Origin of the sequence: Microcoleus sp. T3_A4 (genome assembly GCF_036700465.1) — a bacterium.
GTDB lineage: Bacteria > Cyanobacteriota > Cyanobacteriia > Cyanobacteriales > Microcoleaceae > Microcoleus.
Genome location: NZ_JAUBOY010000005.1, coordinates 154,180 through 179,760, shown reverse-complemented (window position 1 = coordinate 179,760; position 25,581 = coordinate 154,180). Strand labels below are relative to the sequence as shown.

Below are 25,581 nucleotides of genomic sequence, written 5' to 3'. Positions count from 1 at the left end.
AGGGGTTTGGAGTTAGCCTATAGTGGGATTGTTTTGGGAAACTGGTAGAAGAAGTCGATGTAAAATGCAAAATAAGTAATTCAAGCTAATTAAACGTAAAACATCGCACTTTTACAACCCCGAATTCTTTAAGAAGTCGGGGTTGTAACTAAATCAAGACTTAAGAAAGAGTCTTTCTAGCACGTTCCGATCGCTCTTCTGCGGTATCCATAACATCCGCCATTTTATCCACCATTTCCCCTGGGTAATTTTCCAGTACCCGAGTAGAAAGGGAAATCCGGCCACGACTTTCATCGAGGTCAACCACGATCGCTTTCAGGGGTTGACCGGGGGCAAAAACCTTTCCAAGGTTATCAATATATTTTTGGCTAACTTGCTTGATGTGCAGCAAACCGCTAACTCCTTCCAAGTCCACAAACACGCCAAAAGGCTTGATGCTGCTGACTTTTCCCTCCACCAACTGACCAATTTGCAAATCCTTGAAGGCATTCGATTGAGTGGCCATCCGCTGGGAAAGTACGAGTTTTTCTCGTTCGCGATCGACCTCCAAAAAATTAACGCTCAAAGATTGACCGATCAGCGATTCTAGGTTATCGCGTTCCACTAAGTGCGATCGGGGAATAAAACCGCGCATTCCCTGAACATCTACTGTCACGCCGCCCTTATTTGCCCCAGAAACCCGCACCTGAAGAACTTTACCGGTTTCCTGCAATTCAACTAAATCTTCCCAAGCTTGCTGAATTTGTAACTGCCGCAGAGACAAAGTAACTTGGCCATCTGCATCTTGTTCGCGGATAATCAAAAAGTCCCGTTCCTCGTCCAGCGGAACCACTTCCGACAAATCCGTTACTGTTCTCAAAGCAGCCTCTTCGATCGGCAAAAAAGCCGAAGACTTGCCGCCGATATCAACATACGCGCCGTTTGAGTCGTACTCGAACACTTTGCCGCGCACTACTTGTCCCTTCTGGAACTCATAATTGTGCTGTTCGAGGGCTTTAGCAAAATCATCCATTGAAAAGGATGCTTTTGCGCTTTGAGAACCTGTAGATTTGGAATTCATGTCAGTTTAGTTGTCAGTTGTCAGTAATTTAGTTGGCAGTCGTCAGTAGAAAAAAATTTCCCACTCTCCCCATCTCCCTATCTCCCCATCTCCCACTCTCTAAGCTGGTTGAAGTTGCTGATGAAATAGCTGCTTCACCTGCACCCACGAGTCGGCTGCTGCCGTAGCGTCGTAACTGCCGCGGTGGTCGCAGAAGAAGCCGTGATCGGCATTGTAGCGGAAAATTTGGTGAGAAATACTGTGTTTTTGCAATTCTGCGGCGATTTGGTCAACTTGTTCTAAGGGAATGCTGGGGTCTTGAGTGCCAAAAAAGGCGTAGAGAGTGCCTTTAATGTCTGCTGTGCGGGCGATGGTAGGGGTGCCGCCTCCGGGGGTTTGGGTGGCGATACCGGCGCCGTAGAACGACGCTGTAGCCTTGATTTCGGGCAAAGTAGCGGCAAGGTAGGCGACGTGTCCTCCAAAGCAGAAACCGATACAGCCAAAACTTTCTGGTTTAACAGAGGGTAGAGTTTTGAGGTAATCGATGGTGGCTTGGATATCGGCCAGAAGTTCGGAAGCGGTGGTTTTTTCTTTGTATTCTCTGCCGATTTGGATGGCTTCGGGGGTGTACCCGGTTTCAAAGCCGGGGGCTTGACGCTGGTAAATGGCTGGGGCGATCGCCACATATCCTTCTTTTGCTATTCTTTCAGTAACTTCGCGGATGTGCGAGTTGACGCCAAAGATTTCTTGAATTACGATAACTGCGGGAAATTGTCCTGGGGAGGTAGGCTGGGCTAGGTATGCAGCTATTTGCAAATCCCCGTTAGGAACTGTGATGTTTTTGGTGATAATTTCGGCTTTTGTCATAGGTAGTTTTAAGGTAAATGCCACTCTACTGATTTTAAGTTAATTTGGGGAATTTTTAGGCAATACGCCAATAATATTTTTCGGAACTGGGAAGCGCAAATACTGCAAATATGGCAGGTAAAAATTCGCTAATCATTGAAGGTTTAGGTTTTGCTGAATAAGTCGGGGTCGATCGATTCTAGCAATTAATTGGGGTGAAATCCCGGTAAAATATAGGTTTTGGTCTGGAACTTGCTCAAATATAGATTTTGATAAGCCTAGGATTTAGAACATTTTATCGGAATTGTTCGGGAGATTTTTTAGATAAGTGTCTAACTCGATTAGCTGTTCAATATGAGATAATTATTTTTAGAATAGCGGGGTAGTTTTTAAATTCCTGTGCTTTTTTGTGGGCGAAATACTTGTGTTTTTTTTGCTAAAATTTTAAATAGTCTTTTAGGGCTATATTGCGGTAGGTTGTTGGTTTTTCCTTGAGCTTCCCTTTATGGGCAGTTGATGTAGTACAGTGTTTTTGAGTGTGCTGAATTGAGTGAGACTGAGTATGGTAAGTTACGATCGCCACGCCGAAGAAAGTCATCGAACCAGTTGAGGAGATGGATGCAGGCTAGGACTCAAGTCTAAGTTACGATCGCCCTTTTGAGTAGTCTTAACAGATATATCTAAATCATGATTGATGGAGGCTAGGACTCAAGTCTAAGTTACGATCGCCACACCGAACAAAGTCATCGAACCCAAGGAAGACTGTATTTGGTTTTTTCCGCTGTGCGCTTGCTGTCAGGCTAAGATCGAAGGTATTGGTCGCATAGAGCCTGTTGAGCGCAGAATATTTTTTGCTTAGTTTGCGTCAATGGGTAGGTGTTAAAATCGGGGTATCAAATTTTTCGGCTCAAACTCATGTGCAGCAATAGTTTGATGTCCCTAGTGTGAAAAAAAGACGGACGCAAAGTCTGAAAGCTTTACAGGATAAGGTTGTGGAGTGAGTATGGAAAGTCGGGTATTGACAAGCCGAAGGCTGGAATGGTACTTTTATTTTAGCTGGACGCAACTGCACCTTGAAAACCAAATACACCGTGGCTTCTGGAACGGGCAGCCGGAAAATACCTAAAACCCTATCAGGGATTGAAACCCATGTGTCAATTTGCTAGAGCAAGTAAGCATCGAGCCGGAAAATACCTAAAACCCTATCAGGGATTGAAACTCGCTACACACAAACGCTTGTATTTGTTAGCTTGCTGCCGGAAAATACCTAAAACCCTATCAGGGATTGAAACTGCAACAGTTCGCGGCGGGGAAATGTAAATTCTTGGCCGGAAAATACCTAAAACCCTATCAGGGATTGAAACGGGATAGGATCGGCGGCTCGCGAGGAATGGTTTGCCGCCGGAAAATACCTAAAACCCTATCAGGGATTGAAACCTGAGTATTGAACGTGTAAGAAGCCGGAGCGACCGGCCGGAAAATACCTAAAACCCTATCAGGGATTGAAACTTAACCAAATACCCTTGATCCTGTACCCATATCGGATAAGCCGGAAAATACCTAAAACCCTATCAGGGATTGAAACATTGAGTTTAGTTGATAGGCGAACAAAGATTAGGGCCGGAAAATACCTAAAACCCTATCAGGGATTGAAACGAAATACCAAAAACTTTAAATCCATTACCGCGCCAGGCCGGAAAATACCTAAAACCCTATCAGGGATTGAAACGATCCATCAGAGGCTTTTTAGTAAAATTTCTTATGCCGGAAAATACCTAAAACCCTATCAGGGATTGAAACATTGGGCGTTGGTCGCGAACAGCGGGGCCCAATGCCGGAAAATACCTAAAACCCTATCAGGGATTGAAACAGGACAAACTGATGCCGAGATTGCTCGACTTATGCCGGAAAATACCTAAAACCCTATCAGGGATTGAAACTTATTGTATTTGTACAAGCTTTTTATTTATTATTTAGCCGGAAAATACCTAAAACCCTATCAGGGATTGAAACGACAAACTAAAGGCAGCTTTCATCGACATCGGAAAGCCGGAAAATACCTAAAACCCTATCAGGGATTGAAACCCTACAACTATTCTCACTAAAACCTCTCCAAGATAAGCCGGAAAATACCTAAAACCCTATCAGGGATTGAAACCAGATAGTTGGTTCGACTCCAGCCACCGACTTTGCCGGAAAATACCTAAAACCCTATCAGGGATTGAAACTCGGCGGTAATAGAAATTCAATAGACAATAGCGCCGGAAAATACCTAAAACCCTATCAGGGATTGAAACTTATTAGTTTATTTTCGGACTGCAAAAGATTAACGCCGGAAAATACCTAAAACCCTATCAGGGATTGAAACGATTCTCGAAAATTTGGAAGATTGGTTGGAGCGAAACGCCGGAAAATACCTAAAACCCTATCAGGGATTGAAACATTCTGAGTGACACTGCTGCATAGAATTCTGGAAGCCGGAAAATACCTAAAACCCTATCAGGGATTGAAACTACAAAGATGGGAGGTACAAAAGTATTCGGTGATTGCCGGAAAATACCTAAAACCCTATCAGGGATTGAAACCATCTGATTAGCACCTACACCACGTATCGCCTGAGTGCCGGAAAATACCTAAAACCCTATCAGGGATTGAAACATCGCTTTCAATTGGTCAATACGCCTATCCATCGCCGGAAAATACCTAAAACCCTATCAGGGATTGAAACGGCATCAAAATCGCCGAGTCAGGAGGGCAAACAGGGAGCCGGAAAATACCTAAAACCCTATCAGGGATTGAAACGAATCCGAATCAATTACAAAACGGGAGCAAAGACGCCGGAAAATACCTAAAACCCTATCAGGGATTGAAACCCGCCACCGAAACCACCCTCGCAAAAACAATTTGCCGGAAAATACCTAAAACCCTATCAGGGATTGAAACACAAACTGATTACCACAACTACCAGCAGTCGATCGCGCCGGAAAATACCTAAAACCCTATCAGGGATTGAAACACTGCTTACCCACATGAACCACCAGACTTTTCTGCCGCGCCGGAAAATACCTAAAACCCTATCAGGGATTGAAACCCTGACCTGAAGATCGATGAAGTTGCAGAACAAGCCGGAAAATACCTAAAACCCTATCAGGGATTGAAACGCCAGTCTATATCCAGACCAATTCTCCCCCGATATTGCCGGAAAATACCTAAAACCCTATCAGGGATTGAAACGAGATGTAGTCAACCGATTTTTGACGCAAGGCAATGACGCCGGAAAATACCTAAAACCCTATCAGGGATTGAAACCACAGGAAAAATTAAGGCCGGTCAACAGGTAAGTGCCGGAAAATACCTAAAACCCTATCAGGGATTGAAACGCAACAATGCTTGAGACATCTACAAACAGCTTAGCCGGAAAATACCTAAAACCCTATCAGGGATTGAAACTGAAAAAATTGCCAATTCTTTTAGGGCTATGGCGGCCGGAAAATACCTAAAACCCTATCAGGGATTGAAACCGATAACTCTAGACTGGTGCGTTGCGCTTGTTGGGCCGGAAAATACCTAAAACCCTATCAGGGATTGAAACTAGAACCGTTGACGCGGGTGATTTATTCACGCTAAGCCGGAAAATACCTAAAACCCTATCAGGGATTGAAACTCATCGATTAACTATGAATCAAAGATTGTACGAGCCGGAAAATACCTAAAACCCTATCAGGGATTGAAACAAAATCCTGCACCACGGACTGCCGCTCGAATTCGCCGGAAAATACCTAAAACCCTATCAGGGATTGAAACTAAACGCAATCGGACTAGGGGGGTTAGTTCGCGCAGGCCGGAAAATACCTAAAACCCTATCAGGGATTGAAACGGCGATTTACTTCATCTTTCTTGGAATGATTCTAGCCGGAAAATACCTAAAACCCTATCAGGGATTGAAACAATTCAATCATTCAAGAGGAGGGAATGGGTTAATGAGGCCGGAAAATACCTAAAACCCTATCAGGGATTGAAACAATTTGAACCTGCAGAAGAACCCAAAGTAAAACTTGATAGCGCCGGAAAATACCTAAAACCCTATCAGGGATTGAAACGGAAATTTACCGAGGGTAAAGCTCGTTTGACAGAATGCCGGAAAATACCTAAAACCCTATCAGGGATTGAAACTGCGCCGCTTCAATAATCCGCTTGCAGTAAAGCCGGAAAATACCTAAAACCCTATCAGGGATTGAAACTGAAATGATGGCAGAGAGCATGAGTGATGGAAATAGTACCCAGCCGGAAAATACCTAAAACCCTATCAGGGATTGAAACAATCTCGCCGCTGCCTTGCCTTGACACTACAGCCGGAAAATACCTAAAACCCTATCAGGGATTGAAACTCGGCATCACCAATCAAGGAGGTGTTGCAGCAGGCCGGAAAATACCTAAAACCCTATCAGGGATTGAAACAATTTGTGTAAAAACTCAGGGCGTAGAAATCGCCGTCGCCGGAAAATACCTAAAACCCTATCAGGGATTGAAACAAGACCGCTAGCAGAAAAAGCCTGTAAAAATTTAAGCCGGAAAATACCTAAAACCCTATCAGGGATTGAAACTTAAGGAAGATTGATGCGCGACTGCCTAGCACTTGCGCCGGAAAATACCTAAAACCCTATCAGGGATTGAAACCGTTGTGCTTGGGGTCGCCTGGCGCAAAAGGAATGCCGGAAAATACCTATTTCCCCATCTAGGGCTTGAAACGCCGAAACTACAAAATTATTGGCTCAAAAATAGACCTCTCCTCTCTCTTTTTATCTCCTCCCATAACCTCAAGCAATCGATCGACTACCCGCCTCCAAGTAAAATTTTCAGCCACAAAAGCCGGGCCCGCAACCCTAGCTTTCGCAGCGATTCCAGGCTGTTCGATCGCCCCTTGCATCAAATCAGTCAAATGTTCCCACTCAGGAGCTAAGATAAATAAGGTTTCCCCGTCACTCGCCACAGCCTTAAATGTACTCTCGATCCGCTGTGCAAAGTTCGATCGCGTAAAATCATCCGTAGGGCCGCCCGCAGTGCAAATAACCGGCAAACCGCAAGCTGCAGCTTCCAACACCGGCAGATTAAAACCTTCTGCCAAATAGGGAGAAACATAAGCATCTGCTGCTTGGTAAAACTCTGCTATTTGAGCAAAAGATAGCTGGCTACCCGTATAAATTAATCTCGGTAAAACCCTCGCTCTTTCCGCATCGTTGAGCACAACTCGGCAGGCTTCCGCAATCTCGTCTCTCGACGGATAAAGCAGTTCTGAACCTTTTAAAACTAATCTCGCATCTGGATATTTGTCAACTACCGCAGCGAAGGCTTTTAATAAAGGGCGAATACCTTTGCGATCCGTTTGCCCGCCGATGTTTAAAAATATAAAATAGTTTGACCAACCGAAGCTTTCGCGCAGTGATTGACGCCGATCGCCCGCAGCAGGATAATAAATCTGAGGATCGACTCCCAAAGGTACAACGGCAATGCGATCAGCCCCAACTCCGCTGCGAATTAAGCCAGCTTTTGACCAAGCTGAAGGTGTAATAATTTTCGTTTCTGAGTTAACCGGAGTTTCGGCGATCGACTTAACACCCATAGCCTGTAATACTGAACTGGTAACAATCCCCCATTCTGTCGCTGCAAATACCCAAGTTTGAGCGCTGCGGGATGCCGAGAAGTCCCACGGGCAGTACATTCGTAGGGTAACATCCGCTGACTGATTTACCGCAGGGTTCTTAATGCTGCGAAGTAATGTTTCATTTGGGCGATCGAACAAACTAATTTTCGTCTCCCAAGCTGCGTCAATGTAGGGCATATCGCGGTGGAAAAGCTCAATTTGTCCTCGCCGGCGACTCCCTACGGGATAGCTGCGCCGCGCGTGCATTTCCAGCAGTTGAAATTGATTGGCTACGCAATAGGAATGATAAATAAAACGCCAGCCTTCAACAATAATCTGCAATTCAAAACTCTCGCTTTTGGAATTAAAAATTAACCTAATAATCATAAATTGGTAATTAGTAATTAGCCCGCAGAAATTACCAATTACTAATTACCAATTCCTTACTTAATCACTTGCCAATCCATAATCCGCCACTGTCCCTCTTGACGGATCAAGTCGTAGCGCACGCGCAGGTTTTCGTTGCGGGAAGAAACGAGCTGATCGCGATCGAACACTTCGGCTTTTTCCGCGACTTGGGCTTCTACTTGAGCGCGATCGGGATTAGTCGGATTCGTCTTAACGGCATCAACTTGCAGCTTGTGTACATAACGCTGGTGCGCGTTGTTTCGCTGTTGAGCTTCTGCCATCAATTGCCAGCGAGACAAAGCCGGTTCTGTCAGAACTTGCTTTAATTCTTCCACAGCGTGATTGGGGCCCAAAGCCGCTGCTTTCGCCGACAGCCAGCTTTGAACTAAGTCTCTTGCTGCTACCTCAGTCATTGCTCCCGACACTGCGCCTGTGGCGCTCGGCTCTGGCGCCGCGGCCAAGGCAGGGATTTCTACGGGCGGTTCTTCTAGGCGGACAAGGGCTTGCTCTCCTCGGAGGGGGCCCGATAGGGCTTGCATGGCGTTAGCCAACAGACTGAGTATTAACCACAGGAATAACAGGCTCAGGACACCTGCGACTATAAACAAAGCCAGCCTGTTTGGAGGCATGGACTTGACTTGGGTGGTAATTTCTGCTGCCTTGGTGCGCGCCCGATCGACAAAATCGCTCTTTAGCCCATTGCCGCTTGCTCCGCTGCGCCCTGAATGTTGGCGTCTGCGTTGTTTGGAAGTCGAGTCTGCAGGGTGTGGCACGGTAGCTATCGGGAGAGAGACGGGGGCAACAGCGCTCGACGCGGCCACCGTTGCCTGGGATTTCGTTCCCGAAGCTGCGGTGGAAGCCTCGCCCGGTACGGGGGTCAAAGTGACCGTACTGGCTCCCTGCTTGGCTGTGGGTGGCTGTGCAGGTATGGCAGCGGGCGATCGGCCTGCTGTCGGTTGCAGTCGCCCTGGGGGCTTGCCGGAGCGGGGCTGCACGACGACCCATTCGTTGGCGGTTTCTGCGTCCTGTGGCAAAGCTTCTAGGTAAGCTTGTACTTTCGGGTCAGCAAAATAGTCTTTCAAGGACACTGACTCGTTGGCCAAGTCGCGGAAGTGGGGAAACACTTCTTCTTGTAGCCAATGTTCGGCGTACAAGCACAGTCCGGGCAACAAGTCGGGTGAATCTTGGGAATGTTCGCGAATGAAGGCCAGGGGTTCTTTTTCCGAACTGAGTTCGAGGGCTCTGCTGGCTTCTTCTGTCTGGCCCAGCAGCAGGGAACAAACGGCTTTTTCCAGGTGAACGTCTTGGCGGCGACCGAGCTGCATCAGCATCAGCTTGGCGCGACGGATCATCGATGGCTGTCTGGCCGCAAATCCTTGGGCTAACAGGGTGTAGACCGAGAGGTAAGTGGCGACTGCGGAGGGGCGGCCGGCTTCGGCTTCAAATAGCGCCTGCTGCTCGCTGCTGGTTAGGTGTTTACGCATCTGCTGCACGAACCGGAGGAAGTCTTCTATTCCTAAACCCGATCGATCGTCTCCCGAACCGTCGATACCGCCTCGTTCTTGAAGCATTTCTCGCAGGATTTGCAGTCCCCGGCGACGCTCGGCGACTTTTTCTTCGGGAAGTGATAATAGCTCTAAAATGTTGTACGGACGGAGTTTGTATATGTCGGCTTGCATTTCACCCCTCACGCTTGCAAATAGGCTTTCGCGCAGCAGCAATTCTTGACCTGCTTCTAATGATTTTGCGGCATTTTCGTACTGACCTTGCTGCCACTGTTCGCGGCCGAGTTCTAGACAGGCAAGGCTGACAGTTAAAACTATATCTGGCCTCACGAGCTGCGGGTCGCCGAAACGACCTTCTGCGATCGCGATGCTGCCATTGTTAAGATACGGGCGACCCAGCTTTTGTACGAGTTCGTATTCTCCCAGTTCTTGCAGTATGAGCAGGGCTCCTACGAATTGGTTGTCATCGATTTCAATACTTGGTGTGTGGGGGTCGGGAGCAGCCTCTAAAGCCTTGGACTCTGCCGGAGCGGTTTCTCCTGCGTCTTGCAGGACTGTGGCCGTGCCTGCTGAGGTTTTTGACCTCTGGTGCTTGGCTTCCTGTGCGGCTTCCGACTCTCGATCGTAAGTTTTGGCTAAAAAACTGGCATCGTAAGCTTTGCGCCCCTCTGAGTCTGACAGAACGGCGCAGGCTTCATCGAGCAGTTGTTTGCGGGCGACAATCGCAACTTCGGAATACTCCCGGCGCGGAAGCTGTAAAGTTCGATCGCGGTGAGCCTGCTGCAACTGTTCGGCAGTAGCTTGAATCGGTAGACCCAAAATCCGGTAGTAATCTAGTGGAATTAACATAAGTTAAAGAACTGTCCACTTCCCCAAAGCGCTAGCAACTGAATTAGCCTATCTTAAGTGACATACTCCCGCAAACCAAATCAAAAATTCTGGTGTTGGCTTCCAACCGCCCCATTCACGGTATCTTGGACTTGTCGTAGAGATATTCTGACTTTTTTCCCTCTACAGCGTTTTACAGTGAGGAAAATGCCTTGCCCCACTGCCCGTCAGCTAAAGGAGTGGTTTGACTCTTGAGCATTTTCGGGTTTGAGAGTAATGGAATTATATCATTCGTTTGCATGGGGTTTAGATGGGAGTTGGCTCTCCGAGTCCCCGCAATCCGCCCCGAGGGCCAAACTCATTTTAACAATTCGTGAACTGTTGCACAGAAAACGTTTGATCGTTTTCTGCTGCGGTTGTGTCCCATCTGGGTTTAAATTTAGATGTCTAGGAAGCCGATCGTCGGGTATTAATTATTTATGGTTCAGGAACGGACTTTACCAGTTTTTGACGCGCAAAGCGTAAACATTTCTCGGGATGAGGGCTTGATGCTCTACGAGGATATGGTCTTGGGGCGCTACTTTGAGGACAAGTGTGCTGAGATGTACTATCGGGGCAAAATGTTTGGTTTTGTCCACTTGTACAACGGTCAGGAAGCTGTCTCTACTGGCGTGATTCGATCGATGCGCCGGGATGACACTGATTACGTCAGCAGCACCTACCGCGATCACGTTCACGCTTTGAGCGCGGGCGTGCCGGCGCGGGAGGTAATGGCGGAGTTGTTCGGGAAGGAAACTGGTTGCTCGAAGGGCCGCGGCGGTTCGATGCACATGTTTTCGGCCGAACACCGACTGTTGGGAGGTTATGCTTTTGTGGCTGAGGGGATTCCTGTAGCTACGGGGGCGGCTTTTCAATCGAAGTACCGCCGCGAAGCTTTGGGGGATGAAAGTTCCGATGGCGTGACTGCTTGTTTTTTTGGCGATGGTGCTGCAAATAACGGGCAGTTTTTTGAATGTTTGAATATGGCGGCTTTGTGGAAGTTGCCGATTATTTATGTTGTGGAAAACAACAAATGGGCGATCGGGATGGCCCACGAGCGAGCTACTTCTGACCCACTGATTTACAAGAAGGCTCATGCTTTTGGCATGGCTGGTTTTGAGGTTGACGGGATGGATGTTTTGGCGGTGCGGGAAGTGGCGAAAGAAGCTGTAGCGCGGGCGCGAGCCGGCGAGGGGCCGACTTTGATCGAGGCTTTGACTTATCGCTTTCGCGGCCATTCTTTGGCCGATCCTGATGAGTTGCGTTCTAAGGAAGAGAAGGAATATTGGTTCCCTCGCGATCCGATTAAGAAGTTGGCTGCTGATTTGATCGATCGAACTTTGGCAACTGCTGAAGAATTGAAAGAGATCGATAATAAAATTCAAGCAGTAATTGATGATGCAGTCGATTTTGCTGAGAAAAGCGCTGAGCCAGATCCTAGCGAATTGTATCGGTTTATCTATGCAGAAGATGAGTAAGCTTTTGTGCATTTAACTTGTATGTTTAGGGCTGCCAGGATGCCCAACCCCTACTCCCCACAAGAGTGATAGATCCCCGTAGGGACAGGGCGAAAGCCTTTGTCCCTACTGCACTTCTTCAACCTGCAATACGCTGTAAGACTTACGTACAAACTCTACTTGTAGGGTGTGCACTGCGAATCTTACTACCATAAATTAGGGCTAGAATCAAAGGTAGACTTTATAGACGAAAAGAGAGGCGATATGATAAATCTCGATCGCGATCTAACTCAATCCAGCAAAAATATGGGTGCAGTTCGAGTCAAAGTCAAGCTAACGAATGCCATTGATGAAGAGTTAGTCAAGAGAGGATTGCTCAATCCAAATCTGTTGCGTGTGTACGAAGCTGAAGCACTCATAGATACTGGCGCAGTACGCACAGCTATTCCTGTAGAAGTCTGCGAACACCTGGGTTTAAGAATTAGGAGTCAGGAAATAGCAAAATATGCTGATGGCAGACAAGAAACAGTAGGATTGACTGGGCCTATTATCATTGAAATAGAAGGGCGCGAGACAATTGAGGCGGCAATGGTTTTAGGCGATATGGTGCTAATCGGCCAAACTGTGTTAGAAACTTTAGATTTGCTGGTAGATTGCAAAAATCAGCGTCTAGTTCCCAATCCCGAAAATCCCGAAAGGCCTGTATTGAGAGTTTAATACTAAATTCAGTTTAAATACCTCCTTTATTTGTAAGGTTCGAGTGCTAATATCGGCATGATTCCAGCATTTTTAATTTGCACAAATTTAAGGGTTTACAAACGCTTTTAGTCGTAGAGCCATTCTTCAAACTCATCTCGATCCATAAACTTATGGTTTAATTATTGCGAAATAAATCGACCGAAAAAGGTAAGGCTCGGCTCGCTGGAACCTGTGAAATTAATTTTTTTTGAGATTGAATTTCATGAACGCTTAATGATACCGCAAGTGCGGTATAACATTCTATACTAAGTGTTGACTGCCGGAAACAACCACAAGATTAGCCGATCGCCCATCCTGTATATTGCCCCAAATACAGCGCCGCCCCCAACCCGCAAATCTCCCTTGCAGAAAGTACCACAAATGTGATACGGTTGAAGCTTGTGTCCAAATAACACCAGTCCATGCCAAAACTCAAAACTCGCAAAGCAGCCGCAAAGCGCTTTAGAGCGACCGGCAGCGGTAAGATCGTGCGCCGCAAAGCTTACAAAAGCCACTTGCTACAGCACAAAAGTTCAGCTCGCAAAAGCCGTCTCTCTAAGCTGGTCGTCATCGACGAGACCAACGATGCTAACGTGCGGTTAATGCTTCCATACTTGTAAAGTTTAACGGAAATTAAAGATGACACGGGTAAAACGCGGTAATGTCGCCAGAGCGCGCCGCAAAAAAATTCTCAAATTAGCCAAGGGTTTCCGAGGCGCACAGTCGAAACAGTTCCGCACAGCTAACCAACGGGTGATGCAGGCCCTGCGTAACGGTTATCGCGATCGCAAAAAACGCAAACGCGATTTCCGCCGCCTGTGGATTGCTCGGATCAATGCTGCATCGCGCCAGCACGGCACGAGCTACAGCAGACTGATCGGCAACATGAAAAAAGCCAACATCGAAATCAACCGCAAAATGCTGGCACAAATGGCGATCATTGACCCCGCAACATTCGGTAAAGTCGTGGAAATGGCTAATCGAGCCGGAGGCTGAAAGTTCGCTTGATTTTCAGAAGGCAGAAAGCAGAAGTAAGAAAGATTTAACGGTCTGCCAGAGAAGGAAAACTCCTGATAAATTTAGGAGGTTGAAACCAAATTTCCTTCTTTGTTCTTACTTCTGGACTCTTGCTTTTTCAGAAATCGCGATCGGGCCGATAGATCGCTATTTCCTTGTTTTTTATACAGTTGCAGAGGCAGATATCAGAGATTTCTACCGCCTTAAAATAAATAAAACCTTCCGCAGACCTACCTAAATTTAAGAAAAACATGGATAGTAATTTGCTCATTATTTACTTGTCAGTCCTGCTCGCTATACTCGGCAGCACTTCCTGGTTTGTGGTGCGCCAGATTCTCAAAACTCGGAAGCTGGAAATGTCTCTGGAACGCTTAGAAAATAAGCTGACAGTAGAAAAAGGAACAGCACAGGAATACTACGAATTAGGAAGTATCTATCTAGATAAAAAGCTTTACTCCCAGGCGATCGTACTGTTTCAAAAAGCCCTGAAAGCCAAAGACTTAGAAGGCGAAGAAAATCAAGCTGTTATTTACAACGCCCTCGGTTTTGCACACTTCGGCCAAGAACAGTACGACATCGCCATCCGCCACTACAAAGAAGCCCTGAAGTTGCAGCCAGAATACGTTACATCTCTCAATAATCTGGGTCACGCCTACGAGCGCAAGAAATTAACAGCCCAAGCCTTGGAAATCTATGAACAAGCTCTCGCCTGCGAGCCAGACAATACCACGGCCAAACAGCGAGTAGAGTCCCTTCGGAAGCGTTTGGTAATCTATAATTGAGCGCCCATGTTAGGAGCAATAGAGATCCCGCAAACCTGGTTTCATTCAGAAACCGGGTTTTTTCTTCACATAGTCCAAGATACTAAACTATCCAATACATTAATGCGTTAGTTTTTAAGAACAGGAATTCCAAGTGAAGCTCGATCACACACCGTCCCAGCACTTTAAATTAATGTCAAGATAAAAGCAGTACCTGCAATACCGGTCAGTCCTAACAATAGAAGGAGGAGAACGTAGTGACATCAATTCTCGTTGTCGAAGATTCGTGGTTGACTCGCAGGGTAATCTGCAAAATTCTCCGAGCAGAGGGATACGAGACTTGGGAAGCATCCAGCGGCCCAGAAGCTCTAGAACAGCTCGGCACTAAAACTCCAAACTGTATGCTCTTAGATCTGCTGATGCCAGAAATGGAAGGTCGGGAAGTCCTGCAAGCTATGCGCGATCGAGGATATAAAATTCCAGTGATCGTAATTACCGCAGACATTCAAGCCAGCACCCGCTCCGAGTGCATGGATCTCGGAGCCCTGGCAGTCATTCACAAAATGCCCAACTCAGACGAACTAATCGGGTGGATCAAAAAAGCTCTCAGTGTCAGCGAGGAGAGCGCCCAATGAAATTAAGCACTCGACAGCTCGATGCTTTGCAGGAACTCGTCAACATCGGGATCGGTCAAGCCGCAGGGGTTTTGAATGACATGATCGACTCCCCGATTCGCTTGCAAATCCCGTACCTTCAAATTCTGACTCCCACCGACGTGGAAGAAGAGTTAGAGCAGCACCTCAACGGCGAGCAAATCGCCGCCGTCCAGCTCAAATTCACAGGCTCCTTTGGAGGCATTGCCCAGCTAGTCTTTCCCACCAACAGCGCTGCTTTGCTGGTGACGATGCTCACAGGGGAAGAAGGAACTCACGATCTCGATTCAGTCAAAATTGGTACGCTGAGTGAAGTGGGAAATATTGTAATTAATGGGGTTATGGGTGCAATCAGCAACGTGCTTCAGCAGCGCCTGAACTACTCAATTCCCACTTATAGTGAAGGGACGATTGCTAGTTTGCTGATCTCTGGCGGTTTAGCTACTGATACAGTTGTTTTATTAGCCCAGACCAGTTTCATGATTGAAAGGCTTCACATTGAAGGAGATATTATTCTTATTTTCAATGTTAATTCCTTTGACACCTTGTTGACTGCTATCAATCAACTTGCCGGGGGTCTATGATTGAGGAGAGCAAAAGTATTAAGGAAAAGTTTGGGGTTCTCGACAGCGTACCAGTCGGCGCCTGCTTGCTGCAAGATGATTTTGTGGTGCTGTTTTGGAACACTTGTCTGGAAGAGTGGACTAAAATTCCCCGCAGCCAAATATTGGGAACAAAGATCACAACCCATTTTCCTCACCTGAGTCAGTTAAAGTACGCCACTCGCTTCAAGCAAATCTTTGCAGGAGGCCCGCCAACAATTTTTTCTTCTCAAATTCACAAACACCTGATTCCGGCAACTTGGCAAGACGGCCAGCAGCGAATTCAGCAAACTACTGTGACTGCTGTGCCGGCACTAGAGGCTGGCATTGAAGAACAGGAGATTAGAGACTGGATTCTCCATACTCTTGAGCTGGAATCAGACGGTAATGTCGGCTCCCGATCATCAAGAAGTGCTTTTGTGTCTAGGGAATCTCCACCCTCAGTTTCGTCATCAATATGGCCGGGGGTGAATTCCCCATCGTTCTACGCGCTGCTGGTGATTCAAGACGTGACCGACCTCACCCACCGCATCCAAGCTTACCGCACAATGCGGGATCAAGCTTTGGAAGAAGTGCAAGTGCGTCAGCGGGTGGAGGAAGAATTGCGATCGAGCCAGCATTTCATCCAGCAGATTGCTGACGCGGCGCCTTATTTACTGTACATCTACGATTTGACCGAACAGCGAAACGTTTACGTCAACGGTCAAGCTTCTAAATTGCTGGGCTACACTCCCTACGAAATTTTACAGATGCAAACTGCTTTGTACTCGAGTTTGGTGTACCCAGAAGATTTGCCGAGGCTCAAAGCCCATCAGCAAAAATTTCCCTCGACTCAAGACGGGCATATTTTGGAGTTGGAATATCGCCTCAAACATCGATCGGGCGAATGGCGCTGGTTTCGCTGCCGTGACCAAGTTTTCGCCCGTACAGCCGACGGCTGCCCCAAACAAATTTTCGGCACCGCTCAAGATATCACCGAGTACAAGCGGGCAGAAGAGGCGCTACGGCAGCAGAATGAACGAGAACTGCTGATGGCGACAATTACTCAGCACATCCGCCAGTCTCTGGATTTGGGCGAAGTGCTCAGCACGACAGTGACAGAAGTGCGTCAGTTCCTTCAGGCTGATCGAGTGATGATCGTGCGCTTCAACCCCTGTACCGGCAGTCTCTGCGCGGGCCCGGCGACGGGGGCGGTGACAGTGGAATCTGTAGCTCCCAACTGCCAGCCCATGTTGGGAGAAACCCTGGAAAATTTCTGTTTTGACCAATTCTATCTCGAAGCGTACCAACATCGAGCGATCCGACCGATCGCCGATATCTTGGCCGCGGATTTGCCGCAATATCAAATTGACTTGCTCGCACAATTTGCGGTGAGAGCTTATTTGGTTGTGCCTTTAGTGCAAGGAGACGAGTTGTGGGGGCTGCTGATGGCCCACCAGTGCAGTCCCCGGCAGTGGATGCAGTTGGAAGTAGAGTTGCTGTCTTCTCTGGCCACCCAGTTGGCGATCGCGATCAAGCAAGCAGAACTATACCAGCAGTTGCAAGCGGCCAACCTCAAGTTAGAGCGCTTGGCAACTTTAGACGAACTCACACAACTAGCAAACCGCCGCCGTTTCGATCAGTATTTAGAAATGGAGTGGCGCAGACAAGCCAGGGAACAAACGCCTCTGTCCCTGATTCTCTGCGATATTGATTCTTTTAAAAGCTACAACGATACCTACGGGCACCCAGGGGGAGACGAATGTTTGCGACAAGTCGCCGCGGCGATCGGCAATGCAGTCAATCGCCCCGCCGATTTAGTAGCTCGCTACGGAGGCGAAGAATTTGCCGTTATTTTGCCCAATACCGCGATTCAAGGCGCGGTGCTGGTAGCCGAACACATAGAGCTCAAAATCGCAGCTTTACAGCTTCCTCACGCTGGTTCTCAGGTGAGCTCGTACGTCACTCTCAGCCTGGGCGTCGCGAGTATTGTCCCTGCATCTGAATCGGGAGCCGAAATTCTGGTTGCTGCAGCCGACCAAGCGCTTTATCAAGCTAAACGACTTGGGCGCGCTCGTATCCAACTTTACCAGCCTGAGCCTGCTGCCAAGGCGAATGGGACAGGCACTTCGATACTTCCTGTAGATTTTTCCCTACCCAATACTAATTTACCCTCTCCCACTAGCGCTTGACGAATTGCCATATTTGTGGGTTCCGAGTAGTTATACCACTACGTAAAAAATGCCCCTGTCAGCGCGTGATCCAAACCCTGATATCCCTCTTCTGTCACTCTGCGAATTAAAGAAGTAAGAAATAAGCTAGCTCAAACATAAAAATAAAAGGGTTGGAATTGATTTATTCTATCAATTAAATCCTTGAACCCAAGTAATAAATTAAGATTACCGAATATTAGACCTCTTGCAAAATAATTTTCTGATATAATCAGAATTTTGGCTTAAGTAGAGCAGATTGCAGGTTATATCAGCACTTGACAATTATGAGTTGGCTCTCAGGTCTAAAACTCAAAACCTTTAATTCTAACATAGATTTTTTTTGCAAGAGGTCTATTTATAACCAAGGATAAACCAACCAAAATATAAGGATAGTTTAGATAAGCTGTTGTGCATTTAAACTGTGATACAAAATTACCATGATTTGTGTTTTTTAGTCCCATTGAATAATCAACTCTCCGTAAGGATTCAGGTATCTGAAACGTAGCCACAGAAAGACTTATAGAATTCCAGCATTCGCTAAATCAACAGCTTAATTCTCAATAGGTACGAAAATAAAAGCTTTCATGGTTTCTTAATAAAAATGGATATTTGATGATTATTCCACCAAATGTTTACAGCGTATAGGTTTTACTGCTTTTCGCATGACCTGAATCCTTACAACTCTCCTTCATTTAAGACGGGATATAAGAGATCTCTTGCAAAATATTTTTGTGCCATTATGGAAATTTTAGCCATTTTTATAATCTAGCAGGCTAGGCAAGTTTAAGCAGATGCCAATCTACCCAATAACTCAAACTTTGACCTAAAGTTGAGCAAAGTTTTAAGGCTCACACATATTTTTTTGCCACAGGCTTATTGCCAGAAGTTAGGTCCAGTAGTAGCCTGCCATCCAGTGATTTTAGAGCAGTTTCTCAAAGATTTTTGGGATTATTACCGGGAATTATTAGCTTACAAAGATTGCCCGAGTGCAGAAGCTGCACGGGAATTAAAGTCTAAATTTTGGCAACTTTTTGACACTTTAAGCGATGATGAGTTATTGGATCAACGAAAACAATTAACTGCTGCCAAAGCATTTCTTGTTGCGAGCGGGTTTTAGAGCATCCCGAATTACCTTTGCATAATAATCCGGCGGAGTTAGCTGCCCGGACTATGGTGCAGCACCGTAATATTAGCTATGGGAATCAGACTATGGAGGGGACTCAGGCTTGGGATACTTTTATGTCTATTGTTGCTATTACTTGTCAGTTGGCAATCAGTTTTTTGAGTATGTGCGTGACCGCATTTCTCAACTGGGAAATATTCCATCTTTGGGGACTATTATTCTCGAAAAATCTTCTCTTCTTCCCTTGGACTTATCCTGGTAGCTAAAATAACTGCTCCCCCGACTTATTGAGCAGATACCTCACAAGCTTGATTTGGCACAACCGCTAGCCTTCACCCCAAGCTGACAAGAAACCCATTATTCTCAAACGCAACATTTGTTCAAGAACACCTGGGTTTTAGCACCTGCTTATACGTCCGGTGAGGCTGGCCACCACCGCCACTAACTCGGCAGCATCTACGGGTTTGGTCAAGTGCATCTGAAAACCTGCTAATAGTGCCTGCTGACGATCGTCATTCCGGGCATAAGCCGTCAGCGCGATCGCGGGTAGCCTACCGCCCCGCTGCACTTCAAATTGACGCAACTTGCGGATCAGGGAGTAGCCATCCTCATCCGGCATCCCAATATCGCTCACTAAAACATCGGGGCTGCGATCAGTTGCGGTTTCGATAATGGTCAATGCCTCCTTGACCGAAGCCACAGCCATGACATCAGCACCATACTTTTCGAGAATCGTGCTCAGCAACTCTAGCGCGTCAGCCTCGTCCTCTACAACTAAGATTTGTAAGCCTTCAAGAGTCGGCGAGGCCTGAAACCTCCCATGCGCCTCGACGATCGAGTTTAATGGCTCTGGATCGCTCGGTGGTAGATGGATAATCATCACGGGCAGTTTGACTGTAAAGGTCGTCCCCTGTCCTATCCCTGGACTCACTACTGTTACAGTCCCGCCATGTAATTCAACTAATTGACGCACAATGGCTAACCCTAAACCCAACCCCCCATAACTGCGAGTGGTCGTGCTGTCGTGCTGGCTGAAGCGATCGAAGACAAACGGTAGAAAGTCCGAGCTGATGCCTGCCCCAGTATCGCTGACAGTAATTTCAACATGGGAATTAACCCGCTGCAAACGAATCTGGACTCGCCCGTCTTTAGGCGTAAATTTGAGGGCATTAGAAAGTAGATTCCACACAACTTGCTGCAACCTATCGGCATCACCCAAGAGCGGGCCAGCTTCTGAATCGAGCACGCTTTGCAGGCGAATAGACTTTGCCTCAGCCGCCAACTGTACAGACTCAATCGCCGATTCAATCACCGGCACGAGGTTGACAGGACGGACTCGGAGGCGCAGTTTACCTGTGATAATGCGAGAAACATCGAGGATGTCTTCGATGAGCTGGGCTTGAGACTTCGCGTTTCGCTCGATCGTCTCCAAAGCCCGCGCCACCTTATCCTCACTCAGGTTTTTCTGCCTTAACATCGTTGACCACCCTAAGATCGCATTGAGAGGAGTTCTGAGTTCATGAGAAAGAATCGAGAGAAACTCATCCTTGGCACGGTTGGCTGCCTCTGCGTCTGCCCGAATTATTTGTTCACGCATCAATAATTCGTCTTTGGTGCGATTAGAAGCTTCCAGTTGGGCAGTGCGTTCCTGCACCCGTTGCTCTAGCTCCACATTAATCGCCTGGATACGGCGGCGACTCTCTTCTAGTTCCTGGTTTGTAAGGGCAAGTTGAGCTGGACTGGGCGTATCGAGTGCCACTGGAATTAAGGGAATCAGTAAAAAGGTGAACGTATAGAAAGACCAAACACCAGTGACAGCTTTGATCAGTCCTGAAACCCAATAAATGGGGTGCCAAAGTGTCACTATTCCCATCAGGTGCGTCGTGCCACATAATGCAAAGATAAAAAAGAAACCCACCAGCAGCATCACGGTGTGAGCAGGCAGATCCTTACGCTCATTCGTAAAGTAAACAATGGCAAACGCCACCGAGTAATAAGCGAGGGTAGTCAAGGCATCGGACGTTAAGTGCAGCCAGACTAACCCCGGTTTCCAGAGGTAACAATGCCCGTGAGGAATGAAATTATTAGAAAAGAAGGTGCTCAAGAGGTCAGGCATATTAGTTTACGGCACTGTCAAGTTAATTTAGGGGGTGTCATCAATTCAACCAGATGACCGCAGCAGCCAGAAGAATCGCACGCCGGAAAGTTCACCGCCCTAGGGTGATAGCGCGTAGCGATTGCCTGATACTGCTTGAGCTTGGGGAAAAAGTTCTCAATCAAATGAGGGGCTTTGTACAATTGAGCATCGTAAGTTTCCAGGGTCTGGCAATTGCGGCGAGGTGAAATGACGGTGGTCTTCCCCTCGGCATTGAGGCGGTCAATCACACGCTGATCTGGATCATAGCCCTTGTTAGCCAGCAGTGTATCCGCCACCAGTAATGGCTGCAGTTGGTCGCCTCCTACTCGCGTCACCAGTTTGTCAGGGGGTGAGGTGAAACCCCAACGGATTGCCCAACGCATCCACGCGCTCCCATGAATCTTGTTACTCAATCGCCCTTTGCTGCTTCCAATTGCTTCATTCCTACGCTCCTCAAAAAGCTCAGCAGGAAGATGTTTCTTTCAATTGGAAAAATGCCTGAATTAAAACTAAGTGTACCGCCGGGGAAATAGACGTTCAGTTGACAGTTGACAGTTGACCGTAAGAGGGCGACCTCTACCTCGAAGGAAGAGGATTGGAGTAATGAATAGTCTTCTTTTAATTTCTCCCGCTTATGCTTGGGGCTTCAAACCAATTCTTTCTGATAAATCTGCTTTAATATATGTCACAATTCGCTCCTAAAAACGCAAATAAAAAATGTTAGAGTTCGATCGCCTGTTCCAAACAATCGAAGAATTAGTAATGCTGCACTCACCCAGCGGTGCGGAATCGGAAATTAACGAGCGGTTGATGGAAAAATTCGCCGCCCTAGGAGTGAATGCTTGGCTCGATCGCGCGGATAATGCGATCGCCCTAATTAAGGGCCGCAATCCCGAAAAGTCGATCGCCATTACCGCCCACAAAGACGAAATTGGCGCCCTAGTTAAAACAATAGGCGAGAGTGGCCGCGTGGAAGTCCGCAGATTGGGCGGCGCATTTCCTTGGGTTTACGGCGAAGGCGTGGTGGATTTGCTCGGAGACAAGCAAACAATTAGCGGCATTCTCAGCTTCGGTTCCCGCCATGTTTCTCACGAATCTCCTCAGAAAGCTCAGCAGGAAGATCTTTCTTTAAAGTGGGAGAATGCCTGGATCGAAACTAAGTGTACCGCCGAGGAATTAGCCGAGGCCGGAATTCGACCGGGCACGCGGATGGTGGTGGGAAAGCACCGCAAGCGCCCGCTGCGGTTGAAGGATTGGATCGCCAGCTACACTCTGGACAACAAGGCTTCAGTGGCGATTTTGCTGGCTCTGGCGGAATGTTTGAAAGAGCCTGCGGTGAATGTTTACTTGGTAGCGTCAGCGAAGGAGGAGGTTGGGGCGATCGGAGCTTTGTATTTCACCCAGCGCCAGCCGTTGGACGCGCTGATCGCTTTGGAAATTTGCCCTCTGGCACCGGAATACCCGATTCGTGACAGCGAAAACCCGGTTTTGCTGGTTCAGGACGGCTACGGAGTCTACGATGAAGGATTGAACGCCCAATTGCGCGCAGCAGCCACAGCAGCCGATGTAGAGGTGCAGTTGGCGGTAATTAGCGGTTTTGGGAGCGATGCTTCGATCGCCATGAAGTTCGGCCACGTAGCCCGCGCCGCTTGTTTGGCTTTCCCCACCCAGAACACCCACGGGTTTGAAATTGCTCATCTCGGGGCGATCGGCAATTGCGCCGCCATCCTCAAAGCCTACTGTGACGAGCTTTCGGACGACTAGAAAAAAAAGTTTCGCAAAGTAGTTGACAGATTGGGAAAGATTAGTTAAGGTAATAAAGGTGCGGAACACAAGCAAACGCAACGACGCGCCCCCATCGTCTAGAGGCCTAGGACACATCCCTTTCACGGATGCGACGGGGATTCGAATTCCCCTGGGGGTATTGAAAATTTAAGTCTGATATCAAAGTGATATCTAGTATGTGGGGTGGGCATTTTGCCCGCCCTTATTGCTATTAGGACTTACGCACGGATAGCCAGAAACCGGGTTTTTGCTGAGAAGACACGTGAGATCCCGCAGCAACGGCAAAAATCGGCTTGATTTAGTTTGGTTCCTGCTGCAGCGTTGAGCGATTTACCCCGGATTATTGAGCCGATACATAGGCTCAATATAGTTGAACACTTAGACAGCTAATAGCAGCAAAGGGAGTGCGATGTACATACCTGTTACTTTCGACCACAGCGGCATCCAAAGGAACGAAGCAATAGAAATAAAAGTTAGAAACTTTAAAGACTTAAACTTACAGGAAAGACATATTGAAGAGTTCTTACGCAAAAACATTAATTTGCTCTTTGGGGATGACCAAACTCTTCTAGTTGTAGGTCAACAACTTCGTAATGCGAGTAACGGGATTAGCGACCTGACTGCCATTGATGCAGATGGCAATATTGTTCTAATCGAAATTAAACGCGACGTACAAGACATCAAAGCCAGAAAAGAACCTTTTGAATTTCAAGCTATCAGGTATGCCGCGAGTTATGCCAAAATTTCGACACCTGAATCCCTTGTAGAGTTGGTCTATAGTTCGTATATAGAGAGCCACAAAGATGAGTATGAATTAGGTGATTTGACTCCTAGTGAAAAAGCGAGACGAGAGTTGAATAAATTCTTGTCAAGCAATGACGCACTCAAAACCTTTAACAAAAAACAACGAATAATACTTATAGCCTCATCCTTTGATAAGCAAACCCTTTCTGCTGTTGCTTGGTTGATTGCAAATGGGGTAGACGCCATCTGTCTTAATATCACTCCTGTTTTTATAGGAGAGCAAGGTTTTTTGAGTATTGATAAAATTTTGCCTCCGGCACAACTGGATGATTTTTACGTTGGTTTAGCCGGAGAATCTTCTACAATCAAGGAAGAAATTATATCCACTGCTTCTGCCTTTAATAGAACTTGGCTACCTCGAATGGACAAGCTGTTTGAGTGGCAATTAATCAAAGCTGGGGATAGCCTTGAAATTAAATATTTTGAAAGCTCTGAAGCTATAGTAGTCGATGAGACATTTGTCCTATTTAATGGGGAAGAAATCTCCTATAATAAGTGGGGAAAGAAAGTTACTGATTGGTCTTCTATAAATATTTATGAATGGGCAGTGCTTAGTTCGACTAAGAAGACATTACATGAACTAAGGATGGAAAAAATGGCAGAGTTGGAAGCAAAAGCCAGGCAAAGTGAAAAAGTTTAAAACGAAGATGTGGGATAGATTACAAAGTTGTGAGAAGGGATATTAGATCGTGTCCGCTCGATCGAAATTTCTGTAGTAGGTTGGGTTGAAATTAGTGAAACCCAACATCAACTTTTGTTGGGTTTCATTATTATATAGCAATCATCAATCTCACAACTTCAACAACGGTTCAATCTGCTGCCTTTGAAACTGCAATTCATCCGCCAAAGGCTGGTAAATTTCCCGATCGCCCGATTCATTGCAATAATCCCACAAACCATTGTAACAGTGCCTGTCGTCGTCCCAACCCGGATGATTGACAATCGGATACAAGCAGATTCCCTCTATCGGAACTCCTGCTTTCATCGCCCCCATTACCTCAGTGCACACATAATTAAACCAGACAGGTCTAAAATCGTCTTCAGTACCTGTTTCTGCGATGAATAAGGGGCGGCGGTAGCGCTCAAACACTTCTTGCAGCATTTCACGAAACGGGCGGTACAGCGGATCGGTGTATTTCATCGGGTCTTCATTGTGAATCCACTGATTGCGATCGTAATAATTCACCCCAATAATATCGAGATATTTTTCCTTGCCACCAAGTTCCGGGCGAAAACGTCCCGCTAACATATCCCAAGCTTGATATTGAGATAAGCGATAACCTTCCGCCGCGTCCCGATCCTCCGGTTTGTCAGGATCGGCAATAATGTTAATTGTGGGGTCGATTTGAACGATCCGGGTGCCGGGATTGACTTCCCAAACTGATTCTATCGCTGCGATCGCAGCTTTGACTAACTGGATTTTGAGCTCGTCTCCCCGCCCTTTGGCAAACGGATTGATGTAGGCAACATCGCCGCCGGCCCAAGCAATAAATGAAATTTCATTAACAGGTGTCACGAAAGGTGTTTGGTCTGTTTCCTCAGTTAGCACTTCCATAAAAGCGCGCACCATGTTTGCAAACCTGGAGACAAATTCGGGACTGAAAATATCAATATCGTCTGGCCAGCCGTAGTGAAACAAATCCCAAATTACCTGCATTTTCATGTCGCGGGCGGCCCGGATAATTGGCAGGGAACTGGAAAAATCGTATTTTCCGGGTGTCTGTTCAATTAAGTGCCAGCGGAGGCCTTCGCGGACTGTATAAATGCCTTGTTCCTGCAAGCGTTGGTAGTCGGCTGCTGCAAATTTATCGTGACCGGTGGCGGCTGTGACATCGAGGCGTTTTCCAGATTGCACTCTGTGGGTGGAACATTCAAATCCGCCCATGAAAAAACTTTGAAACATCAATCGAATGGGTAATGGGTCATTGGGCATTGGGCATTAGGCATTGGGCATGGCGCATTGGGCATTGGGCATTAGGAATTTAGAAATTGGTAATTGTTAGCAA

Annotated in this window: 18 protein-coding genes, 1 tRNA gene and 1 CRISPR repeat array; of the genes, 12 read left to right on the top strand and 7 right to left on the bottom strand. The window is 47.0% G+C overall.

The features are described from left to right. Nucleotides 1-160: 160 nt before the first annotated feature. The 4 genes from QUA07_RS04715 to QUA07_RS04700 all read right to left on the bottom strand — a co-directional run bounded on the left by QUA07_RS04715 (nucleotide 161) and on the right by QUA07_RS04700 (nucleotide 10,288). Nucleotides 161-1,060 (bottom strand): S1 RNA-binding domain-containing protein, encoded by a 900-nt coding sequence (locus tag QUA07_RS04715; RefSeq protein ID WP_333322989.1) that lies wholly within the window; start codon nucleotides 1,058-1,060, stop codon nucleotides 161-163. A 99-nt stretch (nucleotides 1,061-1,159) separates the two neighbouring features. Then, complete coding sequence (locus QUA07_RS04710) at nucleotides 1,160-1,906, bottom strand: dienelactone hydrolase family protein (protein ID WP_333322988.1); 747 nt, start codon at nucleotides 1,904-1,906, stop codon at nucleotides 1,160-1,162. Between the two features lie 1,089 nt (nucleotides 1,907-2,995). Then, nucleotides 2,996-6,562: a CRISPR direct-repeat array (repeat unit 37 nt; unit sequence GCCGGAAAATACCTAAAACCCTATCAGGGATTGAAAC). A 79-nt stretch (nucleotides 6,563-6,641) separates the two neighbouring features. Further along, nucleotides 6,642-7,913 (bottom strand): glycosyltransferase family 4 protein, encoded by a 1,272-nt coding sequence (locus QUA07_RS04705; RefSeq protein WP_333322987.1) that lies wholly within the window; start codon nucleotides 7,911-7,913, stop codon nucleotides 6,642-6,644. Nucleotides 7,914-7,969: 56 nt separating this feature from the next. Next, a complete protein-coding gene (locus QUA07_RS04700; RefSeq protein WP_333322985.1) occupies nucleotides 7,970-10,288 on the bottom strand; it encodes an IMS domain-containing protein in 2,319 nt (772 codons plus the stop codon). A gap of 458 nt (nucleotides 10,289-10,746) precedes the next feature. Here QUA07_RS04700 and pdhA point away from each other — a divergent pair, with 458 nt between their 5' ends. The 9 genes from pdhA (at nucleotide 10,747) to QUA07_RS04655 (ending at nucleotide 18,843) form a co-directional block, all read left to right on the top strand. Next, nucleotides 10,747-11,784, top strand: coding sequence for a pyruvate dehydrogenase (acetyl-transferring) E1 component subunit alpha (gene pdhA / locus QUA07_RS04695; RefSeq protein WP_006634162.1), 1,038 nt, complete (start codon nucleotides 10,747-10,749; stop codon nucleotides 11,782-11,784). A gap of 243 nt (nucleotides 11,785-12,027) precedes the next feature. Continuing rightward, nucleotides 12,028-12,480, top strand: a complete 453-nt coding sequence (locus QUA07_RS04690) for a clan AA aspartic protease (protein WP_333322983.1) — start codon at nucleotides 12,028-12,030, stop codon at nucleotides 12,478-12,480. Between the two features lie 443 nt (nucleotides 12,481-12,923). Further along, nucleotides 12,924-13,121 carry a 50S ribosomal protein L35 gene (gene rpmI / locus QUA07_RS04685; RefSeq protein WP_006634164.1) on the top strand — a complete coding sequence of 66 codons (198 nt, stop codon included), beginning with the start codon at nucleotides 12,924-12,926 and terminating at the stop codon, nucleotides 13,119-13,121. A gap of 19 nt (nucleotides 13,122-13,140) precedes the next feature. Continuing rightward, entirely contained in the window at nucleotides 13,141-13,497 is a 357-nt protein-coding gene (gene rplT, locus QUA07_RS04680; protein ID WP_190658174.1) for a 50S ribosomal protein L20, read from the top strand. 272 nt (nucleotides 13,498-13,769) lie between these two features. After that, nucleotides 13,770-14,300 (top strand): tetratricopeptide repeat protein, encoded by a 531-nt coding sequence (locus QUA07_RS04675; protein WP_333053714.1) that lies wholly within the window; start codon nucleotides 13,770-13,772, stop codon nucleotides 14,298-14,300. A gap of 236 nt (nucleotides 14,301-14,536) precedes the next feature. After that, nucleotides 14,537-14,914 (top strand): response regulator, encoded by a 378-nt coding sequence (locus QUA07_RS04670; protein ID WP_333213290.1) that lies wholly within the window; start codon nucleotides 14,537-14,539, stop codon nucleotides 14,912-14,914. After that, entirely contained in the window at nucleotides 14,911-15,516 is a 606-nt protein-coding gene (locus QUA07_RS04665) for a chemotaxis protein CheC (RefSeq protein WP_333067864.1), read from the top strand. Before QUA07_RS04670 ends, QUA07_RS04665 begins: the two co-directional genes overlap by 4 nt. Then, nucleotides 15,513-17,705, top strand: a complete 2,193-nt coding sequence (locus QUA07_RS04660; protein ID WP_333322982.1) for a diguanylate cyclase domain-containing protein — start codon at nucleotides 15,513-15,515, stop codon at nucleotides 17,703-17,705. The genes QUA07_RS04665 and QUA07_RS04660 overlap by 4 nt, the downstream gene beginning before the upstream one ends. A gap of 850 nt (nucleotides 17,706-18,555) precedes the next feature. Continuing rightward, nucleotides 18,556-18,843 carry a hypothetical protein gene (locus QUA07_RS04655; protein ID WP_333322980.1) on the top strand — a complete coding sequence of 96 codons (288 nt, stop codon included), beginning with the start codon at nucleotides 18,556-18,558 and terminating at the stop codon, nucleotides 18,841-18,843. Between the two features lie 403 nt (nucleotides 18,844-19,246). On the opposite strand, the gene QUA07_RS04650 is transcribed toward QUA07_RS04655, so the two are convergent. Continuing rightward, nucleotides 19,247-20,965, bottom strand: coding sequence for an ATP-binding protein (locus tag QUA07_RS04650; protein ID WP_333322978.1), 1,719 nt, complete (start codon nucleotides 20,963-20,965; stop codon nucleotides 19,247-19,249). 17 nt (nucleotides 20,966-20,982) lie between these two features. Beyond that, nucleotides 20,983-21,369 (bottom strand): hypothetical protein, encoded by a 387-nt coding sequence (locus QUA07_RS04645; RefSeq protein ID WP_333322977.1) that lies wholly within the window; start codon nucleotides 21,367-21,369, stop codon nucleotides 20,983-20,985. A 334-nt stretch (nucleotides 21,370-21,703) separates the two neighbouring features. Here QUA07_RS04645 and QUA07_RS04640 point away from each other — a divergent pair, with 334 nt between their 5' ends. The 3 genes from QUA07_RS04640 to QUA07_RS04630 all read left to right on the top strand — a co-directional run bounded on the left by QUA07_RS04640 (nucleotide 21,704) and on the right by QUA07_RS04630 (nucleotide 24,215). Continuing rightward, nucleotides 21,704-22,750 (top strand): M42 family peptidase, encoded by a 1,047-nt coding sequence (locus tag QUA07_RS04640; protein ID WP_333322975.1) that lies wholly within the window; start codon nucleotides 21,704-21,706, stop codon nucleotides 22,748-22,750. Between the two features lie 87 nt (nucleotides 22,751-22,837). Continuing rightward, nucleotides 22,838-22,910: transfer RNA gene (locus QUA07_RS04635), tRNA-Glu, on the top strand. Nucleotides 22,911-23,180: 270 nt separating this feature from the next. Then, complete coding sequence (locus tag QUA07_RS04630; RefSeq protein ID WP_333322973.1) at nucleotides 23,181-24,215, top strand: hypothetical protein; 1,035 nt, start codon at nucleotides 23,181-23,183, stop codon at nucleotides 24,213-24,215. A gap of 150 nt (nucleotides 24,216-24,365) precedes the next feature. Here QUA07_RS04630 and QUA07_RS04625 read toward each other — a convergent pair whose 3' ends face one another. After that, entirely contained in the window at nucleotides 24,366-25,508 is a 1,143-nt protein-coding gene (locus QUA07_RS04625) for a beta-glucosidase (protein ID WP_333322971.1), read from the bottom strand. Nucleotides 25,509-25,581: the final 73 nt, after the last annotated feature.